This window comes from Psychrobacter aestuarii (assembly GCF_904846035.1).
GTDB lineage: Bacteria > Pseudomonadota > Gammaproteobacteria > Pseudomonadales > Moraxellaceae > Psychrobacter > Psychrobacter aestuarii.
This window is the reverse complement of the sequence record NZ_CAJGYT010000001.1, coordinates 2,409,009-2,436,000: the sequence shown is the minus strand read 5'-3', so window position 1 is coordinate 2,436,000 and position 26,992 is coordinate 2,409,009. Positions and strand designations below refer to the sequence as shown.

Sequence of the window (26,992 nt, the reverse complement as noted above, 5' to 3'; positions counted from 1 at the left end):
GATAAGCGGCGTTGTTTAAAAGGCGGGAGACGATACAATCATGCATGGTAATGTGACTTAACATACCCTGTTAATATTATTGTCAAAATGGCATTCTAGCGCTGCATTGCACTTATGGCGTCAGGTCAACCGTCTGTTCACTTTGGGTGGTTAGCTTAAACGAGTTCAAATCATAGCCTTGTTGTTGGGCAATTTGGCGGTATTTGGCATAAGTGTCCGCGCTGATGTCAGGCGTACGCGCCAATAGCCATAAGTACTTATTATCAGGTGTACCGACCAGTGCGGTATTGTAGTCAGCATCCCGTGCCAGCACCCAATAATCGGCGCGACCAACAGGCAACCAACGCAGCCATGATGGTAAAAACGTCACTTTGAGTTTGCTGCCCGAGTCATCCACTGCACGCGCGACGCCGTCAGCACTGATAAGGCTGCCATCTTCACCAAGGCACTTGTTCAACACGCCGATACTGCTGTCATTGTTTATCGTATAAGTGGCGGTGACGTTGCCTGCGCATTTGCGCTGAAAGTACATGGGCAAGCGACCAATCTCATACCATGTGCCTGCATACTGCTCAATATCTACACTATCAACAGCCATCGGACGGCTGCTGTCGTTATACATAATCGCTGCTGGACGTACCGCTTGCGTCGCGGCACTGGTGTGTTGATTTGCAGGCGCAAAGCCACTGTGCATGCCCGCATACGCTTCTGGTGTCGCAGCATACGCTGAAAACGCAGCGAGCGGAATGATAATCGCCAGCGCAATCGCCGTGTGCTTGATTAGCCCATTCATAAACATACGTTCTGGGATATAGGCGCTGTCAGTCGTGGATGGCTGCTGCGGCAATACGGTGCTGTCCACCAACGATTGACGGATATCGGCACTGGTCTTTGCAGGCGTTGCTTTGGTTTTGGTAAGTGACGGCTGAGCGCGGGGCGATTGCGTCGTTTTTGATTGAGAAGCTGCCGATGATGACGGCATACTTGAGGCGCTGCTGGCGTACATCGTCTTGTTTCTGGGTTTTTTGTAGCCTAGGCGCTCTGAGGTCATGTGCGGCGTATGTATGGCGTCGCCATCAGTATGCGTGTCTGGTTGGTAAGCATTGTCATTACTGGCAAGCTCGTAAGCGACAGAGGTTTGGGCGCCAATATAACTGCGCTGTATGTGAGAACCTGCTGCCTGTAAGTCAGTATCGTCTGACTGAGGTAACTTATTGGTTTTCATAGGAGTACCATTATCAATTGTGTTCAGTGTGTATCAGCAACAAAGTAATCACAGCAAACATCAGTGCTAATGGTTTTAATTGTTCTTATCCGCCCTCATTTTAACGAATTACGATACCAATAGATATGGCATCAAAAGTAATGGGGGTCTGTGCAATGGATTGACGTGCCTGCCTGTATTTATGGCTGACGTGGTGTCTTTCACTCATTATGTCTTATTAACTGTATATGGATAACGTGTCGTGGCTCGCCCATAATTTATATCGTTATCTGAAACTTATAGCGCTTAAAAACAGCCAGTAGCGTGACAAGTCCATAAATATCGGCGGTTATTCAGATATGCAGTGCTGTGCTTTACTTTGTTTATTTACAGCTATGATAAGGCGAAGGTTGGCATGAAAACAGTGTGTCAATGTAGGGAAACGCAACGCTTTGTAAATGACGCTGCTGAGTTTTAGCTTATCTAATTTATTGTGCGCTCTATGTAAATTATTCTAAATAATTATTTCTATTTATCCTTTTAAATCAAATACTTGTATTTTTATCAATTAATAAATCTTCACTTACCCACGCTTACGTAAGCTATAAAAAGCAGCTGCCATTATCCTTATAAACTGAGTAATGACAGTTAAAATCAAGTATCGCGATTCACACACAGCATAAAAACGACGCTTAGATTATAAGCGCGGGCTGAAACTCACGGATGCCCGCCACGCCATAAGCGCCATAGTCTGCTGCCTGCTCTGCCATATCAGGATGCAAACCGCCCAAGGCAATGACGGGCACATCAGCGCGCGCTGCCAATGCCGACCATGCTGCCCAGCCCAGTGGCGACGCGTCAGGGTGCGTCTGCGTGGCGCACACAGGCGATAGCAGTAACCCCACGACAGGGGATAAACCGTTATTCAAGCGCTGCTGCGCCAATTGATTCGCCGCGTCAATGCTCGCTTCGTCATGGCAGCTGAGCAGCAAGGGACGCTCGCTGTCTATATCCACTGAGTCAGGCGCAGCTTGCCATGCCAAAAGCGTGCGCTGATTCAGATGCGTTATCTCTCTGGTGGCGGCATGTACTGTATGCGGGACGATGGCATAGATATCAGGACGCAGGTGCAACAGGGTATCAATGGCGGTGGTCGCCGCAGCAACATCGGTCTGCAAACGCAGGTAGACCGCCGTCTTTGGCGCAAGCCGCTCATGGTGCGCAAGCCATGCCTGCATCGGGTCGCGTGCAGTGGCAAACGCGCTTAGCGGATAGCTGATGGTAATCACGCTCGGCAACTCAAGCCACGCCAAAATGGTGGCATTTGCCGCAGGTAATGGGTAGCGCCCCGCGATAAGCGCTTCTTTGTCCACCCATGTCAGCGTCTGCCCCTCTAACCCTTGCGCTTGATGTTGATGCTCGGCGTATTGTACGGCATCTAAGCGTACCTCGTAGACGTGCAGGCACACTCGCTTATCCCCATAGTCATGCTGTAAACGCCCCAGTTTGCGCTTTGGACTGTTGTCAATAACAATACCTGTCTCTTCATGCACTTCGCGGCACAAAGCACGGATGGGCGTCTCGTTGGCTTCTATCTTGCCACCAACAAACTCATAGCGATTGCCCTGATGCTGATGCGCGGCGCGAAACCCAAGCAAGTAGCGCGCTTGATGACAAATCACGGCAACGGCAACGTGTACTGTCGATGGCTGAGCGGCAGAGGATGCAGGCATAAGGCAAAACCCTTTATAAAAAGTTAAATGAAGAATTTAATAAAACAGCAAGGATAATAAGCGGCGTAAGGTGCGCTGATGATAAAGAACTGCGGGGCAAAAATCAAAGTGGGCTGAGTGTCTGCGCGCCAGCGCATCAGCGCTACCCTGTCCTTGCCTCATACTGCGGTTTACACAAAATTACAGAACAAAGGATAATTTGAGTCAACAAAGACTTGCAAATATAATGAATCTAAATGATAATTATTATCGTTAATAACAACACGACCCCATCAGCTTGGCGCTATCGCACCCAGCCATGAGACAAAAGGATTCTTATTATGAGCATGGTTATTTCTCGTTATCTAAACTGCCGTGAAAATCGTCTACCTACCCTGCAATCACAGCACTTGTTTGCACTCACCAAAGAGGTGCGCATTGAACATGAAGGCGAAGAGTATCGCTTACGTTTGACCCGCAATAACCGTTTGATTTTGACCAAATAGCCGCCGCTTATAAAAGATACGATACGGTCTCTTTTATCAATAAAAAGCTATCCATAAAAAACGCCTTGTCGATACAAGGCGTTTTTTTGGTTATGAGCCATTAGAACTGCCAGCTGTACACCACATCGACTGTGTTTTCAGCCGCTGATGCCGCCTCAATATAGATGCGCCGCGTGAGCTGATAACGTATCGATAGGCTGTTTTGGGCATTAAACACCCCCACGCCATAACGAATGTACAAGTCAGGGGTGACGTAGCCTGTGACATTGACATTGGTGTCCTCGCTGGTGCCTGAGGCATCCACGGTCAGGCTCTGTAGACCAAAAGCTTGACCAATCTGGTTGGTGATGCTGCGCGTGCCGCTCAGACCAAAGCTCAAGCCTGCCGCCGCTAGGTTGTTGGTGACCTCAGATTTAAAACCTTGCTCACTGATTTGCGTGGCGCTGGTGTTGTTGATACGTCCTGTGACCAGTGCATTCATCGCCTGCTGCTGCGTCAGACCCGCGTCATTAAAGACGACGATATTGGGGCTTTCTGTATCGCCTGTCACACGCAGACCCACCGTTCTGCCATTGATACTCTTGATGGCTTCTATGCTCAAATCAGGCTTCATGACATCACCATTAAAGCGCACTTGTCCATAGTTCAGCTCAAGGCTTTGACCAAAGACATTGATATCGCTACGCCGTGAAACCTGCACCACACCACGGGCACGCATGATGCCTTGTCCTTGCTGGGTGACGTTGAGTGCGCCTGCCAGCGGAATGACAGCACCAAAGCCGCGGAAGTTGATGTCATCGCCCAAGTCGATACCAATGTCGGCATTGATTGACCATGGCTTGGATACCGCCAAGACCTCATCGATGTTGCCCATCAAGCGGCGGTCAATGACCACAGCATCTTCGGTTTGGGTAATGATGTCTTCGCTCGCCTCTGGCGGACGAATGGTCGCACGCGGTACGCTGATAGCGCCTTCGATATTGATATAGCGGTCGGTCGGTCTGATGATAATGTCGACATCAGGATTGATTTCAGCGACCAGTAGCGGCGGCTGCGTGACGACCAGACGCTCCCCTTCAATACTGAGCTTGGCTTGCAGCTTTTGTTGCCAGTTGATGTTGCCACTGATGGTGCCATTGCCTGGCCCGCTATTAAACTGACCGTCAATCACCGCTTCGGTGCCACGGATTTTGGCAGTGGCATTGACCTTGCTCAGATTGACTGGCAAATCAAGCATGGCGATACGACCATCCGTCAGCTTGGCATCGCCATAAAACTGCGGCTGCGTTAAAGTACCACCCAGACCGCCCGCCAAAGTCACATCGCCTTCAAGCACGCGCATACCAGGGAAGAACGGCTTGAACACAGCGAGGTTTAGCTCGTTCAATACCAGTGCGCCTGAGATGGGCTTATCCTTTTGATATGGATCGACAATCACTTCAGCATAGCCACGTGCGCCTGTGCCAGTGTTGATGTCGGTGCGCAGTTTTAGCCCTTCATCAACAGAGAGGGCAATGAGTGAGACACGCTGATAAGGGAGACTAACGGGGGCGCTGTCGCCATCTTGCATCAGACCGATTTTGCCATTGTCAGAATACAAGGTGGCATTGATGTTCGGTTTTTTGCCGCGCTGCCAATCGACAATGGCGCGACCATTGATGGTGCCTTGCCAGTCGATATCGTTGGGCAGGACGATGGCAAACAGTGAGGTGTCCAGTTTTTGTACTGCCACATTCACTTGCCCGCCATTTTCTGACGCTATGAGGTCTTCACGCAGGCACAGCTTGCCGCTTTGCTCTGCCGCTTCCCAGCAATGCGCTGCCAGTTGCACTTTATAGCCGCTGTTGCCGCCAGCATTTTGCGTGGGCAATCTGACATTCAGCTGCGCAGGCTGCATTTGGTTTAAGGTCGCGTATCTGGACTTGAGCTGACCTTGCCCGAGCGTGCCTGCCCACGTCATGGCTTTATTATTAAAGCTACCGTTTAGCTCTGCACGCGCTTCGATTTGCTCATTGGCGGCCTCGACCGTGAGGCTGTGCGCGTCTTGTGTACCGATAAAGTCGGCATGAATGTCTTTAAACTCGTAGCCTGCGGCGGTTAACCCTTTGGCATCAATCAACAGCTGGCTATCGCTTTGTGCCAGATTGACCAATTTACCTGTAATGTGCCCTTCGCGCAGTATCAGCCCAGGCACGGCAATGCGCTCGCCGATGACGTCGATGTATATGGTCGGTAAAGGCTGATTGGCAGGCTGAATCAAGGTTGCGCCGCCCACCACCTTGCCCGCCAGCTTGTCTGACAGCTCATCTAAGCTGGTGATACTAATCTCGGTCTCAAGCTGCTGAGCGTTGCCATTGGCGCGGATAAAGTTATCGCCCCAGCTGAGGGTCAGGTTGTTGGCGTTTAGACGCTCGATTAAGCTGCTCGCCTCTTGATACTGGCTGGTAGCGTCTTTGGCTTTTAGGGTATTTAGGTAGCCCGCCACGTCTTTTGGCAGGTGCAATGTGGTTTCAAGGCTGCCTGAGGCACTGATAGCCTGCCCTTTTAGTGTGCCTTGTAAGTCGATTTGTTCAAGGTTGATGACCTGCTCGCCCTCGCCCCAGCGCCCATTGCTCTGCAAGCTGCCAGTGATGTTGCTTGGCAGGTCTGTGACAAAATAGCCGAGGTTAAAGCGCTGCATTTGCGCGCGAATGTCCCACGAGATGCCTTGCTGCATATTGACCGTACCGCTGGCGTCAATGCTGCCCGCCGCGCCCGTATGCTGCAAACGCTCAATGGCAATTTGTTGGTCATTGCCACGCGCTTTGAGCACCAGTTTGCCTGATGGCAAGCTGTCGGTATCTAAAGCCCCGTCAAAATCTACGGCAAATTGCTTCAGCACGCCACTGCTGGCGGGTGCGCCTTTGGCAGCCATTTGCCAAGTACCACTGGTGTCCAGCGCACCGCTGATGATGGCAGGCGTGTTGGGCAAGAAGTAACCCACATTAAACTCATTAAAGCGCCCTGACACATCCCAGCGAATATCATCACGCAAATCAAGCGCACCCTTCGCATCCAGTGCGCCCGCCTCGCCTGCATAAGCAAGTTTGCGAAAGCTGATGCGCTCAGGCGTACCCGCCGCGTCAATGGTAAAGCGACCTTTGGGTACATCTTGGGTATCGACATCGCCATCAAAGCGCACGTCAAACACCGACAGCTGACCGCCTACCACATCGACGGAGCCATCACCGCGACCGACGATGCCAATCTGACGACTGTCTTGAGTATCATCCAAGCTCGCACGTAGGTCGGCACTGTTGATCGTAAAGATATGGCGCTGACCTTGCGTGCCATTTTTTTGGATGCCAAGCATTCTGCCTGAGGCGCGAATACTGCCAACCAGCTGCTCAACAGGTAGGTCACTGCGGTACTGCTTGGGACGCAGACCCTTGGTTTGGGCGTCGATTTGCCATGTGAGCGGACGGCGCTTCGTCGCCAGCTGAATCTGCCCTGTGCCTGTCAAGTCACCCACCACGCCATCATAACGCAAGCGGTTGATGTCGATACGCTCGCCAACTTTTTGCAGGCGCACATCATAATCGCCTTGCGGCGCGGCGTTCAGCTCATTGATGGTGGCAGTGACATCAGCAGACACGCGCGAGCCTTGGACAGTGACTTTGGCACTGCCCACAGGACTGTTGATATTGCCGACATTGGGCACGTTACGGCGGACAAGATTGCGCCATGTGGCATCGATATACAGCGGCGCGTTTTGACTCGATTTTGCAGGATTGCTGCCACGGATAATCTTAGCATTGATGCGCTCGCCATCACGCTGGTCTAAGTCGGCATTGATTTGCATTCTGCCGTTGGCGTTTTTGCCCAAATAGCGAATGCCCAATGTACCGTTTAGGGTCTGCGGCACATAGGCTTGATAATCGCGGTATTCATTGGGCAAGACAGTACGTAAGTCAAACTTGCGGCTGCTGATATCGACATTGACATCAACCTCATTATTCCAGTCCACTGCCCCCGTAAGCGCAAGGTTACCCGCTGGAGTACGTGCATCCAAACGCTCGATATTTAGGCGACTGTCAGCAATCCGCGCACGCCCTTTATAGCGCCCCGAGGGAATGTCTTTGGCAGACAGTTCAGAATTGATACGCAGGCGAATATCAGACACCACACCCGATGCGGTTGCCACGCCGTCGCTCAGCTCAATGTCTTGGTCTTCCAGATACGGCAGGCGCACCTTGTCCCATGACAGCTTGGCATCAAAAGGTGCGTTTTCATCAAGACCCTGTACGACAAAATTGCCCGTCACGTCGCTGTCGTTATAGCGACTCTCAAGCGTACCCACAGTACGTTTGAGACTGCCTGTAGCGGTGATGTTTAAAGGGTCAATGTAGACCTTTTCAAGTGCGCTGACTTCTGCGATGGCGCTGGCATCAAGCGGATAGTCGCCTTGAAAATCAATCGTACCTTGTAGGCTACGGACTTTGACGATATCGGCATACTCTAGGCGACCTGTGCCGACGGTCACTTCTGTACCGACCCACGTCAGGTCGCGCCCAGCGATGTCTTTGAGTATAAAGGGTTTTTTGGTGACTTGCTTATAGACGACGGTATTGACTTTGGCATCATCAAGGCGCAGATTGACAGGCAGCTTGAGCGTCTTATAGTCAAACGGCTCGCCTGTTGGCGGTTTGGTATTGATAATCTCAATACGCCCGATATCCGCCTCGCGCAGATGCACTTCTTTGGCAAAGACTGCCCGCCAGCCTATTTTTACATAGGCTTTATCAATGATGACTTCGATGTCTTTGGTGGCTTGAATGTCGATATCGGTCAGCATCACGCCGTCGCGCAGATTGCCTTCACCGTATTTGAACTTGGCACCCGTCTCGATAGCCACTTTATTTAAAATAAAGGCGGTACCCGACTCTGTGCCTGCCATATAAAAGAAGATGGCAAACATCAGCGCCAACACGACAATCATCAGTATCAGCAGCTTGAGCAAAAACGACAGCGGATACCAACGACGCATGACCCGCGCGTCGCTTTGGGCGGGGTCTTCTTGTATCGGCTCTGGTGGTGGAGAATTTTGACTCGACATGACGCTCAACTGCAATGATGAAAAAATGTGTACTTATTCAGCGCAGGCAATATACCTTACCAATACAAGAAAACACTATAAACGCTTTGTTAACATTCTCGCTAACATAGCACACCTCTATAGCGGTGAGCCAATAAAGAAATGCAATCTTACAGGTATTTCCTCTTCAGTCACGCCTGCCGCCACATCGACGCGCACGATACCCACAGGTGACGCCCAGCGCACGCCCACACCCACGCCGACCTTGGTATCAGCGTCAAAGTCTTTATCATAAGCGTTACCGACATCGGTAAAGATAGCGCCGCGTAGACCTGGCTTAAAGGCGTAGTTGTACTCTGCACTGCCGACCGCCAGTATCTGTCCGCCCGTCAAATAGCCTTTTTCAATCGGGGATAGACTGTTGTAATCATAACCGCGGATACTTTGGTCACCGCCTGCAAAAAAGCGCAGCTTGTATGGCACATCATAAAAATCATCCGCCCAGATATAGCCGCCATTTAACTGACCGATAAGCTGGTGCTTGTTCTCTTCGCCAAAGCTGTACACCCCGCTGACGCCCGCGTTGATAATCGCCATATCGGTATCGCTGAGCGCACTCTCAGAGCCTGCCTCAATGCTGTAATACTGACGGTAGCCGCGCGTGGGGTTGGTGGTGCTGTCGGCTTTGGTTTTGCTAACACCATAACCGAGCAACAGTGCTTGCTGTGTGGGGTTCGATGAGGTAAAGCGCACGGGCAAATCTTGCAAATTTGCCATATCGACGCCCGTTTCGAGCTCATCGGAGCGATAACGCACAAAGTAGCTGCGGTTCCAGCCTTCTTCGTTACGAATATTACGCGCCAATCTGGCTCGTAAGGTCTTGGTGGACAAGTCAAAGTTGCCCTCGCCTTGGTCAATCAGCTCTTCTTCATAGGTCAAGCGCCCGTCGATTTTATCATTTAATGGGTGATTCCACGGACGGCTGGCATAGACGGTGGCGTTCTTATTGATGCGCGAGACGGCGACCTCTGCCCCTGCTTGATAGCCTTTACGATTGATTAAGTTGTAGTCAATCTTGGCGGTCGCACGCACGCCTGTGTCCGTACCATAACCGATACCCACTTGTGCATCACGTGGCTCTTCTGCCGATACAAAGACGTATAACGGGACTTTTTTCTGCGCGTAGACCTCTTCTGGCGTTTTGCGCCCTGCCAATGTCGGCGGCTCAAAGTCTTCATCGATAATGACTTTGTCATCAGGGAAGACCTTTTGAGCCACGTTGCTGATGGTGTCGCTGATTTTGCCCAAAAGATTTTGCGCTTCGAGTGGTTTTTCATCGAGTACGCGGTCGTCAGGCAGGCGGCTTAGGCGCTCGGCTTTTTGTTTAATGGCTTGTAGCTTTTCGGTGGTCTTTTCATCCACTTCAAAGTTAATGGGCGCGATGTCCTCAGGCGCCACGCGGTCAGCGTCGCTGAGGGTGTCGCTTGACTGATTGTCAAAGCGCAAGCTGCTCTTTGAGTCTGCTATGCCCGCTCTTGCAGCGCTCGATGTGGTGACATTGCCGTCGCCGATGCCTGCTGCCATCACTGCATTGTCAGGGTCGCTGTTTGGGTTCGCGGTATTGTCAAACGCGAGCGTACTGCCTTCGGTCTGCTCATCAGGCGGCAAGATGCTCTCGACGTTGACCAAATTAAAATAGCGCGTCGCGGACAAGTCATTGCTCAGCTTGGTGATATCGGGCTGGTAAAACGGGTCCCCTGCGTTAAAGCCCAAGAGCTGACGCAGCAGCTTTGGCTCAACGGGCAGCTTGTCTGGGTCGGTGGTCAGTGTGCCCGTATCGCTGTCATAAGTAAAAAATACCACGTCGTCAAAATCATAGCGCACGCCCGTGTCATAGATTAATGAGACGTCAGCGGTATTGTCTGGCAAGATGATGTCTACAGACTTGTTAAGCCAGCGCTCATCAAAGTAGCCATAAGTGCGGCTTAAGGACTCTAACGCCGCTTTGCTGTTTTTGTACACGCGGTGGTTAAAGATATCGCCTTCTTTTGGTGGCAGATTCTCTTCGAGCACTTGGTATTCTTTTTGCTCGCTGCCCTCACCGCGAATGTCAATCAGCTGACTGTCAACGCGGACAGGCTCGCCCAAGGACTCAATAATCACATCGATACGGTCATTGCTTGGCTGGCGCAAACGCAGCGCGACATCGTAGTAGCCCACCGCACGCGCGGCATCGAGCGCCGTCTGGCGCAGGCGCGGCAACGCGGCGGTAAAGTCAACGACCGACTGCACCGTCGTGTCATCCAGCGCGGCCTTGATGTTGTTAATCGGCTGGCTGTCTTTGTCCGCTTTGACCAAACGGCTGCTGCCATCGGCACTGGTCTGCTGCAAATAAACGGTGCTCTCTACATGCGGCAAAGCAATCGCGCCGCCATTAAACAGGCGGTTATAGGTGCGTTTAAAGATGTTGCCGCCACTGCTGCGCTCACTACTCTCAGCGCTGTCTTCGATGCTGTTGCTGACCGTATCGGCGGCGCTGTCTGCTTGATAGTCAGGCAGGTAGTCATCAGGATTGATACCTGCGGCGCGCTCGCCATCTTGAACGGTGGTGTCTAAATTGTCTCTGATATCATCGATAGACTGACCGCTGCGGCTCGGCTGTCCTTGGCTGCTGACGCTGTCACTGACATTGATAGGACGAGTACTGATACGGCTGTCGGTGCTGGTTGCAGCGCGGCTGGGCAGCTCAGGCACGTTTGGCACATCGCCGATATTGTCTTCATCGACGCCTAAGGTTTCTAGATTGGTCGGCATGGGCAAGTTTGCCGCATCAAGGCTGGCATCAAAACCAATCGGTGTGCGATTGTCATTTAAGGTGGCGACAGGGGCGCTGCTGGTGGTACGCTCAAGACGCGCCTGCGCAAGCGCCGCTTCAATCTCTCTTGGCGAGCGCATCTGATAGTCATCGGTATTGCGCGGCAGGCGCGAGTTTTGGCGGCTGACGGGTCGCGTGGTGGTGTTGGTATTTGGTGCGGTATTGGTGGTCGGGATTTTTGGCTCAAGCGCACGCAACGCTGCGTCCAACTGGGCATCGACACCCGTATTGTCATTATAAGCACTGGCGGGGGCTGCCTGAGCGCTCGATACGCCAAAGCCTGCGATGCAACCTGCAAGCGCGGTAAATAAAGCGGTGCGGGCGGCGTGGTGGCGGTATGTGTCTTCGATGCGAGATGGCTGACAACTCATGATGGCAGGTTCCTATCACTTTTGCGGTGGCGCGTAATCCATACTGCTATAGTGCGCCATACGGTTCATGGGTAGCAGATGCGGCCAAAAATATCGGTGGTTTATCTTTGGGGGCAGATGGCGGCAAGGGGGTCATTCTGCGCCACCAAGGCTAAAGCATAACTTAGTTGATTGTTAAATCATAGTATCTGGTGACTGTATTTGTACCCGCGTCTTGCTATCATACCCGCAACGCACAAGACACGTCAGTCGGTATATACTTTTGCGCCTTGTCTGTGGTGGACACAGACGGTATGGGCGATTTTTTTGGGTAGGAGCACTCATGGCAAGTCAGTTTCAACTCTTTAAGCGGCGGCGCTTTAGTGCCATGTTTTTTACCCAGTTTTTGGGCGCTTTTAACGACAATGTGTTTAAGCAGGCACTGATATTACTGCTGACCTATATGGGCGCATCCAAGCTTGGCGCGCCGATTAGCGTGCTGAACAATCTGGCGGCGATGCTGTTTATTTTGCCGTATTTTTTATTTTCCGCTTTGGCAGGTCAGCTGGCGGACAAATACGAAAAGTCTAAGCTGACACGCCTTATTAAAGTGTTAGAGATTGTCATCATGACGCTGGCTGCGGTCGGCTTTGTGTTCGAGTGGTACGCGCTGTTGTTTGTGGCGCTGTTTTTGATGGGCACGCACTCTACCTTTTTTGGTCCGATTAAATACGCCTATTTGCCGCAAGCGATGCGTGATGACGAGCTGGTCGGCGCAAATGGGCTGTTTCAGATGGGCACCTCGCTTGCGATTTTGCTCGGTATGATTGTCGCAGGCATTTTAACCCAGCTGACCAATGCCCTGTACTGGGTCAGCGCGATGGTGATGCTGGTGGCGGTGTTCGGGTATTTTGCGGCGCGCTTTATTCCTACAACCCCTGCAATGCAGCCTGACTTAAAGGTCAACTGGAATATTTTTACCACCAGTATGGCCACCATACGCTATTTGTATTCCTTACCGTTTTTGTTCTTTGTTATTTTGGGCAACAGCTGGTTTTGGTTTTATGGCGCGACCTTTTTGACGCAGACGCCTGAGTTTAGCAAGGTGATTTTGCAGGGCAATGAGTCGGTGGTGATTTTCTTATTGACGCTGTTTTCGGTGGGCGTGTCGATTGGCTCTTTATTGTGTAAATCATTGACCAAAAATCAAGTGAGCCTGCGCCTATTACCGTTTGGTATCGCGGGGCTTAGCTTGTTTGCCATTGATTTGTATTGGTCGCTGTCACAGATGGACATCAATCAGACAGGCGCGCTTTTTGGTATTGGTGAGCTGTGGGCGATAGCGGGCAGCTGGCGCGTGTTTGTTGATTTGTTCTTTTTGGGCTTTAGTGGCGGGCTGTATATCGTGCCTTTGTATGCCGCGATGCAGGCGTACGCACCGACCAGTCACCGCGCGCGTATCGTCGGCGCGAACAATATTTTTAATGCCATCTTTATGGTCGGCTCGGCGATATTCGCGATTGTACTGCTTAATGCGCTTGGTCTGTCTTTGCCGCAGCTGTTTTTGGTGACGGGTATTTTAAACGTGGTCTTTGGCGCATTTTTGTACGTTAAATTGAACAAGCACATCAAAAACGCTACTTTACAAAACAAAGACGACGCTGCCCCGATGGCTTAGATTGCATCTGGATAGGGTTTGTCTGATAATGCAAAAGACGCTCATTGGCAGCGCATGGGCAATTAAGGGCGCTGCTTTTGGTCTTTATTTTTTATTTACAATTGGGAGCAGGGTTATGCAACTGCGGTTATCAAAAACAGATCAGCTATTAGTCGGTGTTGATAAGGCGCTACGGGCGATTGTGCCACACTCGAACCCCAGTACGCGCCCGCTGCCCGTCACCAGCGATGTGCTGCCTAAACTTAGCATCACTGAGGCGCGGCACGTGGCGGGTCTGATGCGCATCAACCATACTGGTGAGGTGTGCGCTCAAGGGCTGTATCACGGGCAGGCGTTCAGTGCCAAAAACGATGCGGTCAGGCAGTCGATGCAGCACTCGGCGGATGAAGAGGTTGACCATCTGGTCTGGTGCGAGACGCGTCTGGATGAGCTTGGCAGCCATCCGAGTATTTTTACGCCGCTGTGGTACGCGCTGTCGTTTGGCTTGGGCGCGGTGGCAGGCGCGATTTCGAACGAATTTAGCTTGGGCTTTGTCGCCGAAACCGAAGCGCAGGTCAGCGAGCATCTGCAAGAGCATATCGCCCGCTTGCCTGAGCAAGACACGCGCTCAAAAGAAATCCTTGCACAAATGGACGTTGAAGAGCTGCATCACCGCGAGTTGGCTTTGGCGAGTGGCGGCGCGGCACTGTCGCCGACCGTCCGCCGTACCATGCGCTGGCTGGCCAACCGCATGAAAGACACCGCCTATCATTTGTAATACGCTAATGACGCAGGTACTGGCGCATATGGCTGGTTGTGGTGAATAACCGCCTGTTTGCGCCATTAAAATAAGCGCTGGTAACAATCCTGCTACTGTGCGCTTTGGATATTGTTTGCTAGGGTATAAAAAATTTGTACAGTTTTTAGGCGCAGCTTATGGCGTCGAACGCGATATTCGTATATTTTATTATCAAGCCTTCGCTGCTGTATATTGAGATATCATTGATGATAGATAATTGATAATTAAGGTAACTTGTTTTATGAATGCCATGACCCCGTCACACGCTCGCAACACCGCAGCGCCTTTGCGCAAACGCACCACGCTCACTGCACTGGCTGCTGCCTGTACTGTATTGCTGTCTGCGCCAGCCTTGGCCGCACCTACACAAAGCACCGCCTCTGGCGCGCAAGAAATGAGTGCCCCAAGCGCCATTGACTCAAGCCGCCGTATCATTCGCCTAAGTAACAGCAGCCAAACCCCTGCTGCGACCAGTGAAGCGACAGCCACCGCCAGCGCGGCACCCGATATGATGACTGACGACAGCGCCACGATGGATGCTGGCGCAAACGTCCTGCCCGCAGCCAGCAATGGCACTGCGCCTTGGGGCATCGTCGCTGAGCCAAACCCTGTACCAGGTCGTGTCTACATGGACGCCCCAAGACCGAGTGCGCCGCCTGTGCAGACGCGTAGCACCCCACGTACCAGCACGCAACCAAGCGTTCAGTTGGCAAACGTACCTACCCCGCAAATCAGCATCGCGGATGTCAGCTTTGTGCCGACCGTGATGATTGCGCAAAAACAAGGCTTAGGTACCGACAAGCTGGATGTCAGCTTGCTGGACGACTTTATCAATGACGTCTCGCCAAACGCTCGCCACTATCCGCCCAACTTCCCAAACCGCTCACAGCGTCACTATACCCGCGAAAAAATCAAAGCCATGGCCACATGGATTGATGAGTACGCCAGTGCGCCAAATGCTTCGTATGACGTGCTACTGCGCGCCGCCAAGCTAAACGGTATGGGTCGTAACCTTGATTTGGGTTCGGAATACGCTGTTCGCGGTGGCAACTACATCGACCGCGCGATTAAACTCAAACCTGACAGCGGCGAGGCGAACTTCTTATACGGTATGATGCTCGCTGAAGGCGGCGGCTTTAAAGAAGGCAAAAAATACCTCGACCGTGCAGTGTCACTCGGCTATGTCGAAGCTGAGCAAAGCCTTGCGCAGTCTGACTTATTAAGCGACCGCCGTAGCGAAGCGCTTGAGCGTTTGCGCCGCCTAGAGGCACAATACCCGAACAACGACATCATCCGTAAACAAATCCAAATCGTTGAAGATGGCAAATACTATATCTGGGACATTCCAGCGCCAAACGTCAATGTCAAACCAACGACCTAATTGCTCGATATACCAAAAAAAGACCGCTTAATGATAAGCGGTCTTTTTTTATCAACGGACTTTTTTTGGCTATGGGCTTATTGCGCAGCCCTTATTTGTCACGTACCTAAATAAATCACAGCTTTATGACTATGGTCAGCTTTTGCAAGGTGCGCTACACTCACATTACGGCGGCTGGTACGCTGACAATCACGACCCATGATAAGGAAAATCTATGCGTACACGCCCGCGCTCTGCACCGACCACCTTTTACCGACAGTTTCGCCTGCGCTTACGTCCTGTTTGTTTGGGTATTTTGATGACCAGTGTATTGTCCGCTTGTAGCGTCGTCTCGGTCAAAACGCAGTCTTCATCCAAGACCATCGCGGCCCAGCGCGGCAACATCGTCTCAGAAAACACCCTCAGCACCGACACTGCTTCTGCCCTGCTCTCAGCAGGCTTAAACGATACGGCCTGTTTGCAGCAGTTTGATATTTGCTTGACGCAGCTGACCGACAGTTTACTCAATCAGCCTGCCCGTCCAGAACTGGCGATTTTTTCTGAGCTGCATTATGCCAAGGCGCGTAGCCTTGCCACGTCCTCAACATGCCGCGACGCGCTCGCACGTCCACCGCTAGACCCCTATTATGCCAATGCTGAACCGCCGCCTGAGCAAGCACGCCAGCAAGAAGCGGAGACGCGCGCCTGCTTACTCGATTACCAGCACCGCCTGTTCGATGCGCTCAAATACAGCTACGCCTATTTGTTTTTTGACCGCCTAGAGCACGACTATGATGGCGCGGCGGCGGTACCTGATAAGCCGATGACCCGTATCCCAACCGATATGGATATCCAAACCCAAGATATCTACAATGCCGCCAGCAGTGACATCATCACTCAGCTGTACGATACCGAGAGCATCAAGCGCACAGGGGTGATTCAAAACAATCAAACCACCTATCTGTCGCCTACGCTAGACACCCTAAGCGATGACACCAGTGAAGTCATCGCCAATAAAACCCCGCGCCAAGGACCTGCCACCGCGCAGGTACACGTCATGCAGACCCAGATTGACAACTACCGCCTCGACACCTATCTGCCCAATGAAAGCAGCTATCTGCAAAACGCGCGCAATCAGACCAGCGCCCTTGCCGATTTGATGTCCACCTACGAGCTGCGCCTATCGGGTCTGAACTCTATCAGTAAACGTCCAGGGCTTGGGGTGAGTTTTGTTGCGTCCTTAGATGACCGCTATACCACCACCATTCGCTCGCTGCTCATGTCGTCGTTATCAGGCAGGCTGTCACAAAGCAGCAGTGACCAGACCGACCCCACCAGTCGCATCTATCCGACAGGGCATCTGCTCATGACGGGGCTGATTCGACCGCAAGGCAACAGCGTGCTTGACGTGCTTGCCAGCGAGCAGTTGGACATTCACTTATACAACCCCTATCGCAGCGAGACGGTCAATATCCTTGGCAATCAATACCCACTTGCCGCCAACTTTTCGGCAGGGTACGGTCTGTGGCTGGCTGAAAACCAGCTGAGCGGCGTCGGTTATTTAAACTTGCTTGCCCATCAAAAAGAAGCCGCTTTGCCCAAGCTGTTTATGCTAGAGCCTTACGACCCTGATAAGCGGGTCATCATCATGATACATGGACTGGCATCCAGCCCTGCCACGTGGGTCAATCTCACCAACGATATTTTTAATGATGACAAGCTGCGCGAAAACTATCAGGTGTGGCAGGTGTTTTATCCCACCAACTTACCCATCTTAGAAAACCGCTATCAAATCCAAAAGCTGCTGGCCGCCACCTATCAGCAGACCGACCCCACAGGCAGCCACCGTGCGAGTCGCAACAGCGTGATTGTCAGTCACAGTATGGGCGCGGTGATTGCGCGGATGATGCTCGCAGATGACGATCTGACCACGCATTTAGATGCGCTAGATGGTAACTACAATCTGCTTAACAGCAATGAACGTGCGGTCAATGACATGCTGCGTCAAGCATTCACTGACCCTGATTTGGCAGAGCGGTTTGACTTGCACCCATTACCACAGGTGGACACGGCGGTGTTCTTATCCGCGCCCTTTAGAGGCACTGACTATGCCGACCGCTGGTTCACCCGCGCCATTCGCCGTATTATTTACCTGCCCATCAACGTGGTCAAAACCGTCACTGACAACCTCGCCACCATCGCCACGCAAGGCGAGCTGGCAGAAAACCCCTTAGGCGCACTGTATTTACAAAACGGCGCGAGCCAATTGAGTGACAAGTCTTCGTTTATCCAGCTGACCAAAGACATCAAAATCAATCCAAGCGTGACCTATCACTCCATCATCGCAAGCAACGATGAGGACATCACCCAAGGGTTGGCACAAATGCAGCCGAATGATGCCAAGATTGACTTGTCAAAAGCGAGCGCCGAGCCTAACGAGAATGACCCTACCGCAGCAGACATGCCCGCCCCGCCTGCGCGCATCGCGGCGGTGATGGTCGATACCCGCCCAAGTCAAGCGCTCACCCAGCGCCTCTCCGATGGCATCGTGCCGTATAAGAGCGCGCATTTGGACGGCGCGGCATCTGAGACCATCATCAGTGGTGGGCACAGTATCCAAGAAAACCCGCAAACTGTACTCACGCTGCGCCGCATTTTGCACAGTCAGTTACAGCATTAATCTGGCGCAGTTACTCAAACTTTAAAAATAAAGACCTGATAACAAAGGCACAAGACACCTTACTTTTTGTCCTTGTGCCGCCCTACCCACAGATTGTATACATCGTGTAAACAATACGAGTGCGATAAAGTCAACATCATTTGATATTTCTGTTTTTTATAGTCACAATTTGCGCAAAATCATAACGATAAAGTCAAAATATGCATACAAATCAATATTACGCAAGTATTACGGTTGTCTTGTGTTTGTGAGCAAGCTAACACACAGCTTGCGTGCATGTTTTGGTAGGCGCATAATGTCCTAGCGCCACTGTTTTATTACAAAAACAGCTTGGTTTGTTTATAAGGATATGAATGATAGGCGCTTGTGCGATGGTCTTAGCTTCACAGTATTTAGTAACATGATATTGGTCGCTAGTTAACATGAGCTGTTGTCTATATTACTTACCCCCTACTTATGGGCAATTACTTGAGCGTGTCACGGACGTAGCACAAGTAAGCTAACAAACAAGGGTAACCATTTATGTTCGCCACGTTTATGATAAGCCAGCTCGATGCGCTGCACCTTGCACGTATCCAGTTCGCTTTTGTCGTCTCCTTTCATATTGTATTTCCCGCCTTTTCGATTGGTCTTGCCAGCTGGCTGACGGTGCTTGAATTTCGCTGGTTAAAGACTGGCAATCCTGTTTTTGCAGAAGTTTATAAACATTGGGTAAAAATCTTTGCCGTGGTCTTTGGTATGGGCGTGGTCTCAGGCGTGGTCATGTCCTATCAGTTCGGTACCAACTGGGCGGTATTCTCCGACAAGGCAGGTAACGTCTTAGGTCCGCTACTTGCCTATGAGGTGCTCACCGCCTTCTTCCTAGAGGCCTCCTTTTTGGGCATCATGCTCTTTGGTTGGGGTCGCGTGAGTAAGCGCATGCACTTTGTCGCCACCGCGACGGTTGCCATTGGTACCTTGATTTCAGGCTTTTGGATTTTATCGGCCAACAGCTTTATGCAGACGCCACAAGGCTTTATGGTCGGTGCCGATGGGCTATTGTACCCAACCAACTGGCTTGAGATTATCTTTAACCCATCGTTCCCTTACCGCTATGCACACATGATGACGGCGGCGTTTTTGACCACCGCATTCGTGGTTGGCGGGATTGGTGCGTATTATTTGCAATCCAAAAAACACGCCGACCACCGCCAGCATGGGCGCGTGATGCTGGGTATGGCGATGCTGATGGCCATCTTTGTCGCGCCCGCGCAGGCATTGATTGGTGATGAGCATGGTCTAAATACCTTGGAGCATCAGCCTGCCAAGGTGGCCGCGATGGAGGGTATTTGGGAAGATGAGCGCGGTGCTGGTCTGCGCGTGTTTGCCATTCCTGATAAAGAAACGCAGTCCAACAAATACGAAGTCAAAATCCCTTATGTCACAGGCTTAATCTTGACCCACTCTTTTGATGGTGAGATTAAAGGGCTAAAAAACTGGGCACCTGAAGATCAGCCTGTGGTGATTGTGGTGTTCTGGGCGTTTCGTATCATGGTGGCTATCGGTATGCTGATGATACTGGTCGGTCTGTTTAGTGTGTACAAGTTCTTTAAAAAGCAGCACTTTAATCCTGAGAGTCTCTGGTTCCACCGCGCGTGGATGATGATGACGCCGCTTGGTTTTGTGGCGCTGTTGGCAGGCTGGTTTGTGACTGAGACAGGTCGTCAGCCATGGACCGTATATGGCGTGATTCGTACCGCCGAGAGTATGTCACCCGTCGCCGCGCAGCAGGTCGCAACCACGCTGATTGGTTTTATCGTGGTCTACACCTTTGTGTTTGGTGCAGGCAGTTTTTATATCCTACGTCTGATTGGACAAGGGCCGAAACCTTATACCGACCCAAGTGAAGACAACTTCTATGAGCATTCGATAACCGAAGGCCAAGGTCGTACTTTAAGTGGTGATGCTGACCCTGAGGGTCATGTCACAGATGCCGATGAGCCTGCGGACGATGTCGATGACGGAGGATTGCGTTAATGTTTAACTTTGGTGATGTACTGGATTTGCCTCTTATCTGGGGCGGCTTGATTGCTTTGGCGGTGTTTGTCTATGTCTTGCTTGATGGCTTTGATTTGGGCTGCGGGATATTGTTCCCATTTGCAGGCTCGGACAAAAACCGCAGCCGTATCATGAACTCTATTGCCCCCTTTTGGGATGGCAATGAGACGTGGCTGGTGCTCGGTGGCGGTGGTCTGTTTGCCGCCTTTCCTGTGGCTTACGGTATTATTATGACAGGGCTGTATCTGCCTGTGTTTTTAATGCTGGTGGGTCTGATTTTACGTGGTGTGGCGTTTGAGTTTCGCTTTAAGTCGAGCACGCACCGCTATATCTGGGACGGCTTCTTTTTTGTCGGCTCAGTGATGGCTGCCTTTTTCCAAGGGGTGATGCTTGGTACGTTGGTGCATGGTCTTGAGGCGAGTAACCGTCTGTATACGGGCGGCTCGCTCGATTGGTTCACGCCTTTTTCTGCGGTCAGTGGTATTGCGCTGATTATCGGTTATTCTCTGCTTGGCTCAACGTGGCTGATTTTAAAGACCGAGCACAGCTTGCAAGTCTGGGCGCGTAAAGTGTCAGGCTGGCTATTGATGGCGCTGGTCGCTGCGATGCTGGTCGTGACTGTGTTTATGTATTTTTCAGACATTGATGCGCTAGGAGACTGGTTTACCCTTGCTCGTCTGCCTTACTTGGCACCGATGCCGATTATTGCGCTGATTGTGTTCTTTATTCTGCGTAAAGATTTGACCACTGAGCGTGAATACCGTCCGTTCTTATTGACGGTGCTGTTGTTCTTGATGGGTTATATTGGCGTGTGTATCGCTGTGTTCCCTTATATCGTACCGTATCAAATGACGGTCTATGAGGCAGCGGCGGCGGATACGTCCTTGTCCTTTATGCTGATTGGTGCGTGTATCATGCTGCCGATTATTCTGAGCTATACCGCCTACGCCTATTATGTGTTTAAAGGCAAGTCGGGACACGAGCACATGTATTAAGCGCTGGTAAGCTTGGGCGAATGCGACTTGAGCTGAGATACTGTACTGCCCTTTTTATCGAAAACTGCAATGGTAAAAAGGGCGCAATCAGGAGATAGCTATGAAAAAGTTAAGTAAAAAACAGCGGCAATGGGCGTGGTTTTTTGGTCTGTACCTTGCAGGCTTTTTGACCATTTTTATCATTGCTCAGATTATCAAAGTTGCAATGGGCGTCTAGGTACGCCCATTGTTGTTTTTGTAAGATACTTCATTGATACGGGCGTACACCCACTTTTTTTATCTGCCGCGATGCGTGTCTGCGCCTTCTTTGGCAATATAGTCATTGACCGCATCCAAACGCTCTTGCGTGCCCACATCTATCCACATGTCTTGCAAATGCGCGCCTGTCACCTGAAACTTGAGTGCCGCTTGTTTTAGCAGTGGCGCCAGGCGTGCAGGCTCGCCCGACACCACATCTGCGACCAAGCGCGGTGACAAGACACTGATGCCCGCAAAGGTATAGGTGTCCTGCCCGTCTATCGGCTCGATGCTGACCAAACCATTACTCAAAGCAAAATCGCCTTGCGGGTTGTGTTCAGGATTGTCCATCAACAATAGATGCGCGCATTGGTCAGCGCCCAGTTCATAATTGACCAAATCGGCAAAATCAAACGTCGTCCAGACATCGGAATTGACCAAGACAAACGGCGCGTCCTGTAATTTTCCTGTCTGTAATGCCTGAAAAATCCCGCCTGCGGTCTCTAATGGCTCATCGCCCTCAACCGACCAATGCAAACGCACGCCATAGTCTGAGCCATCGCCAAGCGCGTCCATCAAGGTATCGGCAAGCCACGAGGCATTAATCGTAATGTCTGTAATGCCTACCGCTTTGAGCGCCTTGATGTGCCAGACGATAAGCGGCTGCCCGCCCACTTCGACCAAAGGCTTGGGCGTGGTCAGGGTCAATGGTCGCAGACGTGTGCCTTTACCTGCGGCTAAAATCATCGCTTGGGTGATGGCCATGCTGATTCCTTAATGCTAAAAAAAAGTGTCAAGACGTACCGTCTATGGTGTCTATGCGTGTGCTTATCGCGGCAACTTATTCGCTCAAAAATTTGGCGGCATACGCTGGATAAATGTGTGTTTGTAGATGCTGATAAAATGGCGTCACTGCCTGCTTGATAGACGCATCGCCATGCTTGGATAACCACTCAAGCTCGACCAACAAGTCGCGCATGACCTTTGGAATGTCATTTAGGTAGCGCGCTTTGCCATCGCGTTTAAACAGACGCACAAAAATGCCCAGCACTTTTAGGTGTCGCTGCACGCCCATCACCATCACGTCTTGGGTAAACTGCTCAAGCGTAGCCGCGCTTGGTACGCCCTGCATTTGCTGCAATTGCCAAAAGGCTTCGGTCCATGCGGTGATTTGTGCCTCTGACCAGTCCACATAGGCATCACGTACCAGCGAGACAAAATCATAGCTGTACGCGCCAATCACCGCATCTTGAAAATCAATGATGCCAAGGCGCTCACTGTCCGCGCGGTCTTGCATCAGATTGCGGCTGTGATAGTCACGGTGGACGATGACTTGCGGCTGATTGGTGATTTGTGTCACCAAGGCGTTTAATACATTCTCCCACAACGTATTGTCGAGCAGAGCGTCAATGTGCGGCACAAACCAATCGCGGAACAGCTGCATCTCTTGCGTCAGTAGCGCGGCATCGTATAGTGGCAATACAAGCGTATCGTTGATGCTGATAGGCAGCGTCTGTAACGCAGCCAAGCTTTGCATCGCGGCGGTATAATGACCGTCCACTTGCGTAGCGTCAGCACCTGTCAATAAATGCGCAAACTCCACGCCGCCAAAGTCTTGTAATACCAAAAAGCCCTTGTCCACATCTTCAGCAAAAATATCAGGCACATTGACCACAGGGCGCATCAGCGTAGCGACCGCCAAAAACTGCTTAAGCGCCTCTTGCTCATCGGCTGAATCCATGACCATGTAATCGCCGCCTGCCTTGTTTTCTGTCGCTTGCAGCTGCAAACGATGATAGCGGCGCGCGCTGGCATCACCTGCCAAGCTGTCCAAAGAAAACAGCTGATTGGCAAACACGTGCTCAAGCCATAGGGTCAGCTGTTGCAAACGGGCATCAGCAGAAGATAGCGGGGTCGGTGCTGGGGTATCACTCATAAGGTGGGTCACTGCCATAAAAAGAGGATAAGAATATAGCGCAAGCTGGCCATAAATTTTGGGGAATAGTGTAGCTGATTTGCTTTTTTTTGACTATGATAAGTCGTCTATAGATGAAAGACAATGCAGGCTGTTGGCATCTTCGCGCGTTATGCGGCGTGCTCACTGCCCACTATTTATAGGTACGGCTATCGGTTTTATGCTCAACGTGGCTTTATCAGACGCTTAACACAGACAGCAAGATGGCGGCGGTATGACACGTCACCTACGATATCTTGTGCCAGTTGTTGCGCATTAATGCTATAGTATTGAGCATCTTTTACTGTAATGCGACATTAGTAACGATTAGTGTCTGCTGTTTTGGCAAAATCCATTATACACACAGTATCTATCGCATGTGTCATACGGCGCGTGGCAGAGCCACGTATATGACAACCCATTAGGCTTGGCAATCATAGGTGCGCTTTTGTTATATTCTCCGCTTTATCAAAGCATTCGTTTGATTTTATTTGGTGCTTTAGGTTTGACCGTGAGCACCGCTGGTGCAGCAGTCACTATGACAGGCGATGCGCTCAGTATCGACGAAAATACCGTCATCACACGCAGTAACGCGGCCATGCCCGTTGCGCCATCCACGACCAATACCTTTCGTCCAGCAGACTGGGCGACAGCTTATGATGCAAGCGTCACCCGTGCCCTTGTCACAGGTACGCCAAAACGCGCCGCAGCAAATACCGCGCCAGTAGCAGACGACACCGCTACGGCTGCGCAGGACACTCCTGCCACTGACACCGCACTGACAGACGATAGCACGATGAATGCTGCGCCACGCGCCAACAGCGCCGAGCGCATGCCGACGCAGCGCACCATACCTGCACTTGAGGCCTCACGCGCTGAGCGCAGCATCGCCACCGACCCTGCCCTTGATAACAGCCGTTTGGATGTGAGCGATGAGAGCATTCAAGAGAGTCTGACGCGCTTGGCTGAGTTTTATAAACTCAAACCAAAATCGGACACCACCCCAGCAGCCGCCACGTCTGACAATGACGACAGCAACGACCTACAAGCTGAAGACGCAACGCCCATCACGCCTGTCGGTCGCGATTTGCAGCCGTTCTCACGTGATGACGATACAGATGACGACATCAATACCGCCAACAGCTCTCAGCGCTGTGAAGGGCAATGGGTGTATCCTGCCGCCAACAGCAACTATCAGCGCAGCGCCGCCGAACAAGGTCGCCCTGTACAGCCAGGCATGCCAAACAACCAAGCGCCACTATACGCTGAGTCTGACTATGGCTATTACGACAATGTCGACTATGCTGAGCTGTCAGGCAATGTGGTGGTCAACCAAGGCACGCAGCAAATCAAGGCCGACAGCATCGTACTGGATTTGACCAGCGGCGTGGCAGGCGCACAGGGTGAAGTGATGTTCACCGACAGTGCGCTCGATGCAAGAGCAGCGGCGAATGATAAGCGCACGCCAGCCGAAGGCGGTCTTATCGGTGTGGCGGACAGTTTGGCTTACAGTACCGAGACGGGTCAAAGCACCGCGTATGGCGTGGCGTTTGCTAGCGTGCCCATGCAGGCGCACGGCTATGCCAAGCGTTTGAACCGCCCGAACGAGACCGAATACGAGCTTGACGAGGTGATGTTCAGTACCTGCCCGCCGACCAACCGCAAATGGCAACTGGATGCCAAGAGCATCGATATCGACACCGACACGGGTCGCGGCATCGCACGTGATACCACTTTCCGTATCGCCGATGTGCCTGTATTTTACTTGCCGTATTTTAACTTTCCGATAGACAACAGACGCAGCAGCGGCTTTTTGTTGCCAAGCGCCAGCATCGGTAGTGAAAGCGGCTTTGAGCTTGACGTCCCTTATTATCTAAACCTTGCGCCCAACTATGATGCAACGCTCAACACGCATCTGTACACCAACCGCAATCCGATGCTCTCAGGCGAGTTCCGTTATCTGAGCGAAAACTATGGCGAAGGCATTATTAACGGCTCTTACTTGCCCAACGACAGAGAGTACGATGGCGAAGACCGCAGCAGCTTGTTTTATGACCATCACTGGGAATCAAAAACCATCCCGCGCCTAAGCGGTGATGCCAAATACAGCTACGTGTCTGACGCCGACTATTTAAATGATTTTGATACGCTAGGGTTATCCGACAATACCTTGAACCTGCCGCGCCGCGCACAGCTGAATTATTACAATGACTACGTCAACGGCGAGCTTAAGGTCGAAACCTTCCAAACCTTGCAAGCGTTTACCGACAGCAATACCGTACTGCAAGACAAAGACAAGCCTTACTCGCGCTTGCCACAGCTCCAGCTAGACTACCGCCTACCATGGTTTGACAATATTGATGTCACTGGCGTCCACGATTCCGCTTATTTCAAAAAATCAATTGATGATGGCTCTGAGGCAGAAAAAAGCGGCGTCCGCATTTATGACAAAATCAGTGCCAGCTATCCCTTTGAGCGGGCGTGGGGCTATGTCAAACCCAAGGTCAGCTTGCAGCATTTGTACACCTCTTATGACCAAGACAGCCTAGAGGACAACAATCTGAGCGATACCGATGGCAGCCGCTCGGTCTTTGTTCCGCAAGCGAGTATTGACGCTGGATTAAACTACTACAAGGCAGGCTCGCCCTTTGGCGCGTTCGATGACAGCTTGGGCGGCTATCAAATCCTAAGCCCACGCTTTAAATACATCTACTCGCCTTATGAAGAGCAAGACGGTATCCCGAACTTTAACACGCGTATTGCTTCGATTAACTACGCACAGCTGTACTCAGACAGCTGGTTCTTGGGTCATGACCGCCTGCAAGATTTGCACGCCTTTACCCCAGGGGTTAACTATCGTTACATCGACGCAACGGGCGTGACACGTTTTGATGGTAGCATTGCAGAACAGTTTTATCTGGACGATGGGCGGGTAACGCTAGAAGATGAGCAGCCTGTGTTTAACAGCTCATCATCAGGTGTGGTCTGGGATGCCAGCACCCAGCCTTATAACAACTTTTGGGTGGATGTCAGCGGCGCACTTGATAACAGTTATGATTTAAACTACGTGACCACCGCGCTGCGCTATCAGCCCTCTGCGGACAGTCTGTTTAATGTCGGCTATGTCGAGCGTAAACGTGATGAGAATACCAATCAGCTGCCGCTCTCTGCTGTGACCAGCTCAGCCATCTTCCCAGTCAATGACAACTGGCGCTTTTTGGCACAGGGTCAATACGACTTCCGTAGTGACAAAATGCTCGATGCGCTGGTGGGTGTGGATTACGAGGATTGCTGTTTTGGTTTTGCTGTCTATGGTCGCCGTTATTACAACGACTTGAACCTAACCGACAAACCGACCCAAGCGGTGATGGCAGAGATTCGCCTAAACGGTATCGGCAGCAACAGCAGTCGCTTAACCCGTCTGTTGTCAGATAAGATTCAAGGCTTTGAGCCTGTGCAAAATGCGTGGAAGGACTAACGCCGCACCGTCATAAGCGCGCATGCGCTAAGCAATAATATAAACCATTTATTGACAGGTCATGGCATATCTTA

Annotated in this window: 15 protein-coding genes; 9 read left to right on the top strand and 6 right to left on the bottom strand. The window is 51.5% G+C overall.

Features of this window, described 5'->3' with window-relative positions; genetic code table 11:
* Positions 1-112 precede the first annotated feature (112 nt).
* Positions 113-1,225, bottom strand: coding sequence for a lipocalin family protein (locus tag JMW05_RS10450; RefSeq protein WP_201505193.1), 1,113 nt, complete (start codon positions 1,223-1,225; stop codon positions 113-115).
* A 671-nt stretch (positions 1,226-1,896) separates the two neighbouring features.
* A complete protein-coding gene (locus JMW05_RS10445; RefSeq protein ID WP_201505192.1) occupies positions 1,897-2,937 on the bottom strand; it encodes an NUDIX domain-containing protein in 1,041 nt (346 codons plus the stop codon).
* A gap of 326 nt (positions 2,938-3,263) precedes the next feature.
* On the opposite strand from JMW05_RS10445, the gene hemP reads away from it, so the two are divergent.
* Positions 3,264-3,422: a hemin uptake protein HemP gene (gene hemP / locus JMW05_RS10440; protein ID WP_227672156.1), complete on the top strand. Its 159-nt coding sequence runs from the start codon at positions 3,264-3,266 to the stop codon at positions 3,420-3,422.
* 100 nt (positions 3,423-3,522) lie between these two features.
* Here the strand turns inward: hemP and JMW05_RS10435 are convergent, their stop codons facing one another.
* The gene (locus tag JMW05_RS10435; RefSeq protein ID WP_201505191.1) at positions 3,523-8,517 is read right to left on the bottom strand and encodes a translocation/assembly module TamB domain-containing protein; all 4,995 of its coding nucleotides are present in this window, start codon (positions 8,515-8,517) and stop codon (positions 3,523-3,525) included.
* A 117-nt stretch (positions 8,518-8,634) separates the two neighbouring features.
* Positions 8,635-11,742, bottom strand: a complete 3,108-nt coding sequence (locus JMW05_RS10430; RefSeq protein WP_201505190.1) for an autotransporter assembly complex protein TamA — start codon at positions 11,740-11,742, stop codon at positions 8,635-8,637.
* A 322-nt stretch (positions 11,743-12,064) separates the two neighbouring features.
* On the opposite strand from JMW05_RS10430, the gene JMW05_RS10425 reads away from it, so the two are divergent.
* The 7 genes from JMW05_RS10425 (at position 12,065) to JMW05_RS12140 (ending at position 21,466) form a co-directional block, all read left to right on the top strand.
* Positions 12,065-13,399 carry an MFS transporter gene (locus JMW05_RS10425; RefSeq protein ID WP_201505189.1) on the top strand — a complete coding sequence of 445 codons (1,335 nt, stop codon included), beginning with the start codon at positions 12,065-12,067 and terminating at the stop codon, positions 13,397-13,399.
* Positions 13,400-13,514: 115 nt separating this feature from the next.
* On the top strand, positions 13,515-14,156 hold the full coding sequence (coq7, locus tag JMW05_RS10420; RefSeq protein WP_201505188.1) for a 2-polyprenyl-3-methyl-6-methoxy-1,4-benzoquinone monooxygenase: 642 nt from the start codon (positions 13,515-13,517) through the stop codon (positions 14,154-14,156).
* Between the two features lie 262 nt (positions 14,157-14,418).
* Positions 14,419-15,558: a tetratricopeptide repeat protein gene (locus JMW05_RS10415; protein WP_201505187.1), complete on the top strand. Its 1,140-nt coding sequence runs from the start codon at positions 14,419-14,421 to the stop codon at positions 15,556-15,558.
* A gap of 214 nt (positions 15,559-15,772) precedes the next feature.
* Positions 15,773-18,217, top strand: coding sequence for an esterase/lipase family protein (locus JMW05_RS10410; protein ID WP_227691509.1), 2,445 nt, complete (start codon positions 15,773-15,775; stop codon positions 18,215-18,217).
* Positions 18,218-18,754: 537 nt separating this feature from the next.
* A complete protein-coding gene (locus JMW05_RS10405) occupies positions 18,755-20,233 on the top strand; it encodes a cytochrome ubiquinol oxidase subunit I (RefSeq protein ID WP_201505627.1) in 1,479 nt (492 codons plus the stop codon).
* Positions 20,233-21,249, top strand: a complete 1,017-nt coding sequence (gene cydB, locus JMW05_RS10400) for a cytochrome d ubiquinol oxidase subunit II (protein ID WP_201505186.1) — start codon at positions 20,233-20,235, stop codon at positions 21,247-21,249. Before JMW05_RS10405 ends, cydB begins: the two co-directional genes overlap by 1 nt.
* Before the next feature lie 100 nt (positions 21,250-21,349).
* Positions 21,350-21,466, top strand: a complete 117-nt coding sequence (locus JMW05_RS12140; protein WP_406947461.1) for a DUF2474 domain-containing protein — start codon at positions 21,350-21,352, stop codon at positions 21,464-21,466.
* 59 nt (positions 21,467-21,525) lie between these two features.
* Here the strand turns inward: JMW05_RS12140 and murU are convergent, their stop codons facing one another.
* Both murU and JMW05_RS10390 read right to left on the bottom strand, forming a co-directional pair.
* A complete protein-coding gene (gene murU / locus JMW05_RS10395; protein WP_201505185.1) occupies positions 21,526-22,251 on the bottom strand; it encodes an N-acetylmuramate alpha-1-phosphate uridylyltransferase MurU in 726 nt (241 codons plus the stop codon).
* A gap of 76 nt (positions 22,252-22,327) precedes the next feature.
* A complete protein-coding gene (locus tag JMW05_RS10390) occupies positions 22,328-23,422 on the bottom strand; it encodes an aminoglycoside phosphotransferase family protein (protein ID WP_201505184.1) in 1,095 nt (364 codons plus the stop codon).
* 466 nt (positions 23,423-23,888) lie between these two features.
* On the opposite strand from JMW05_RS10390, the gene lptD reads away from it, so the two are divergent.
* A complete protein-coding gene (gene lptD / locus JMW05_RS10385; protein ID WP_201505183.1) occupies positions 23,889-26,918 on the top strand; it encodes an LPS assembly protein LptD in 3,030 nt (1,009 codons plus the stop codon).
* Positions 26,919-26,992 lie beyond the last annotated feature (74 nt).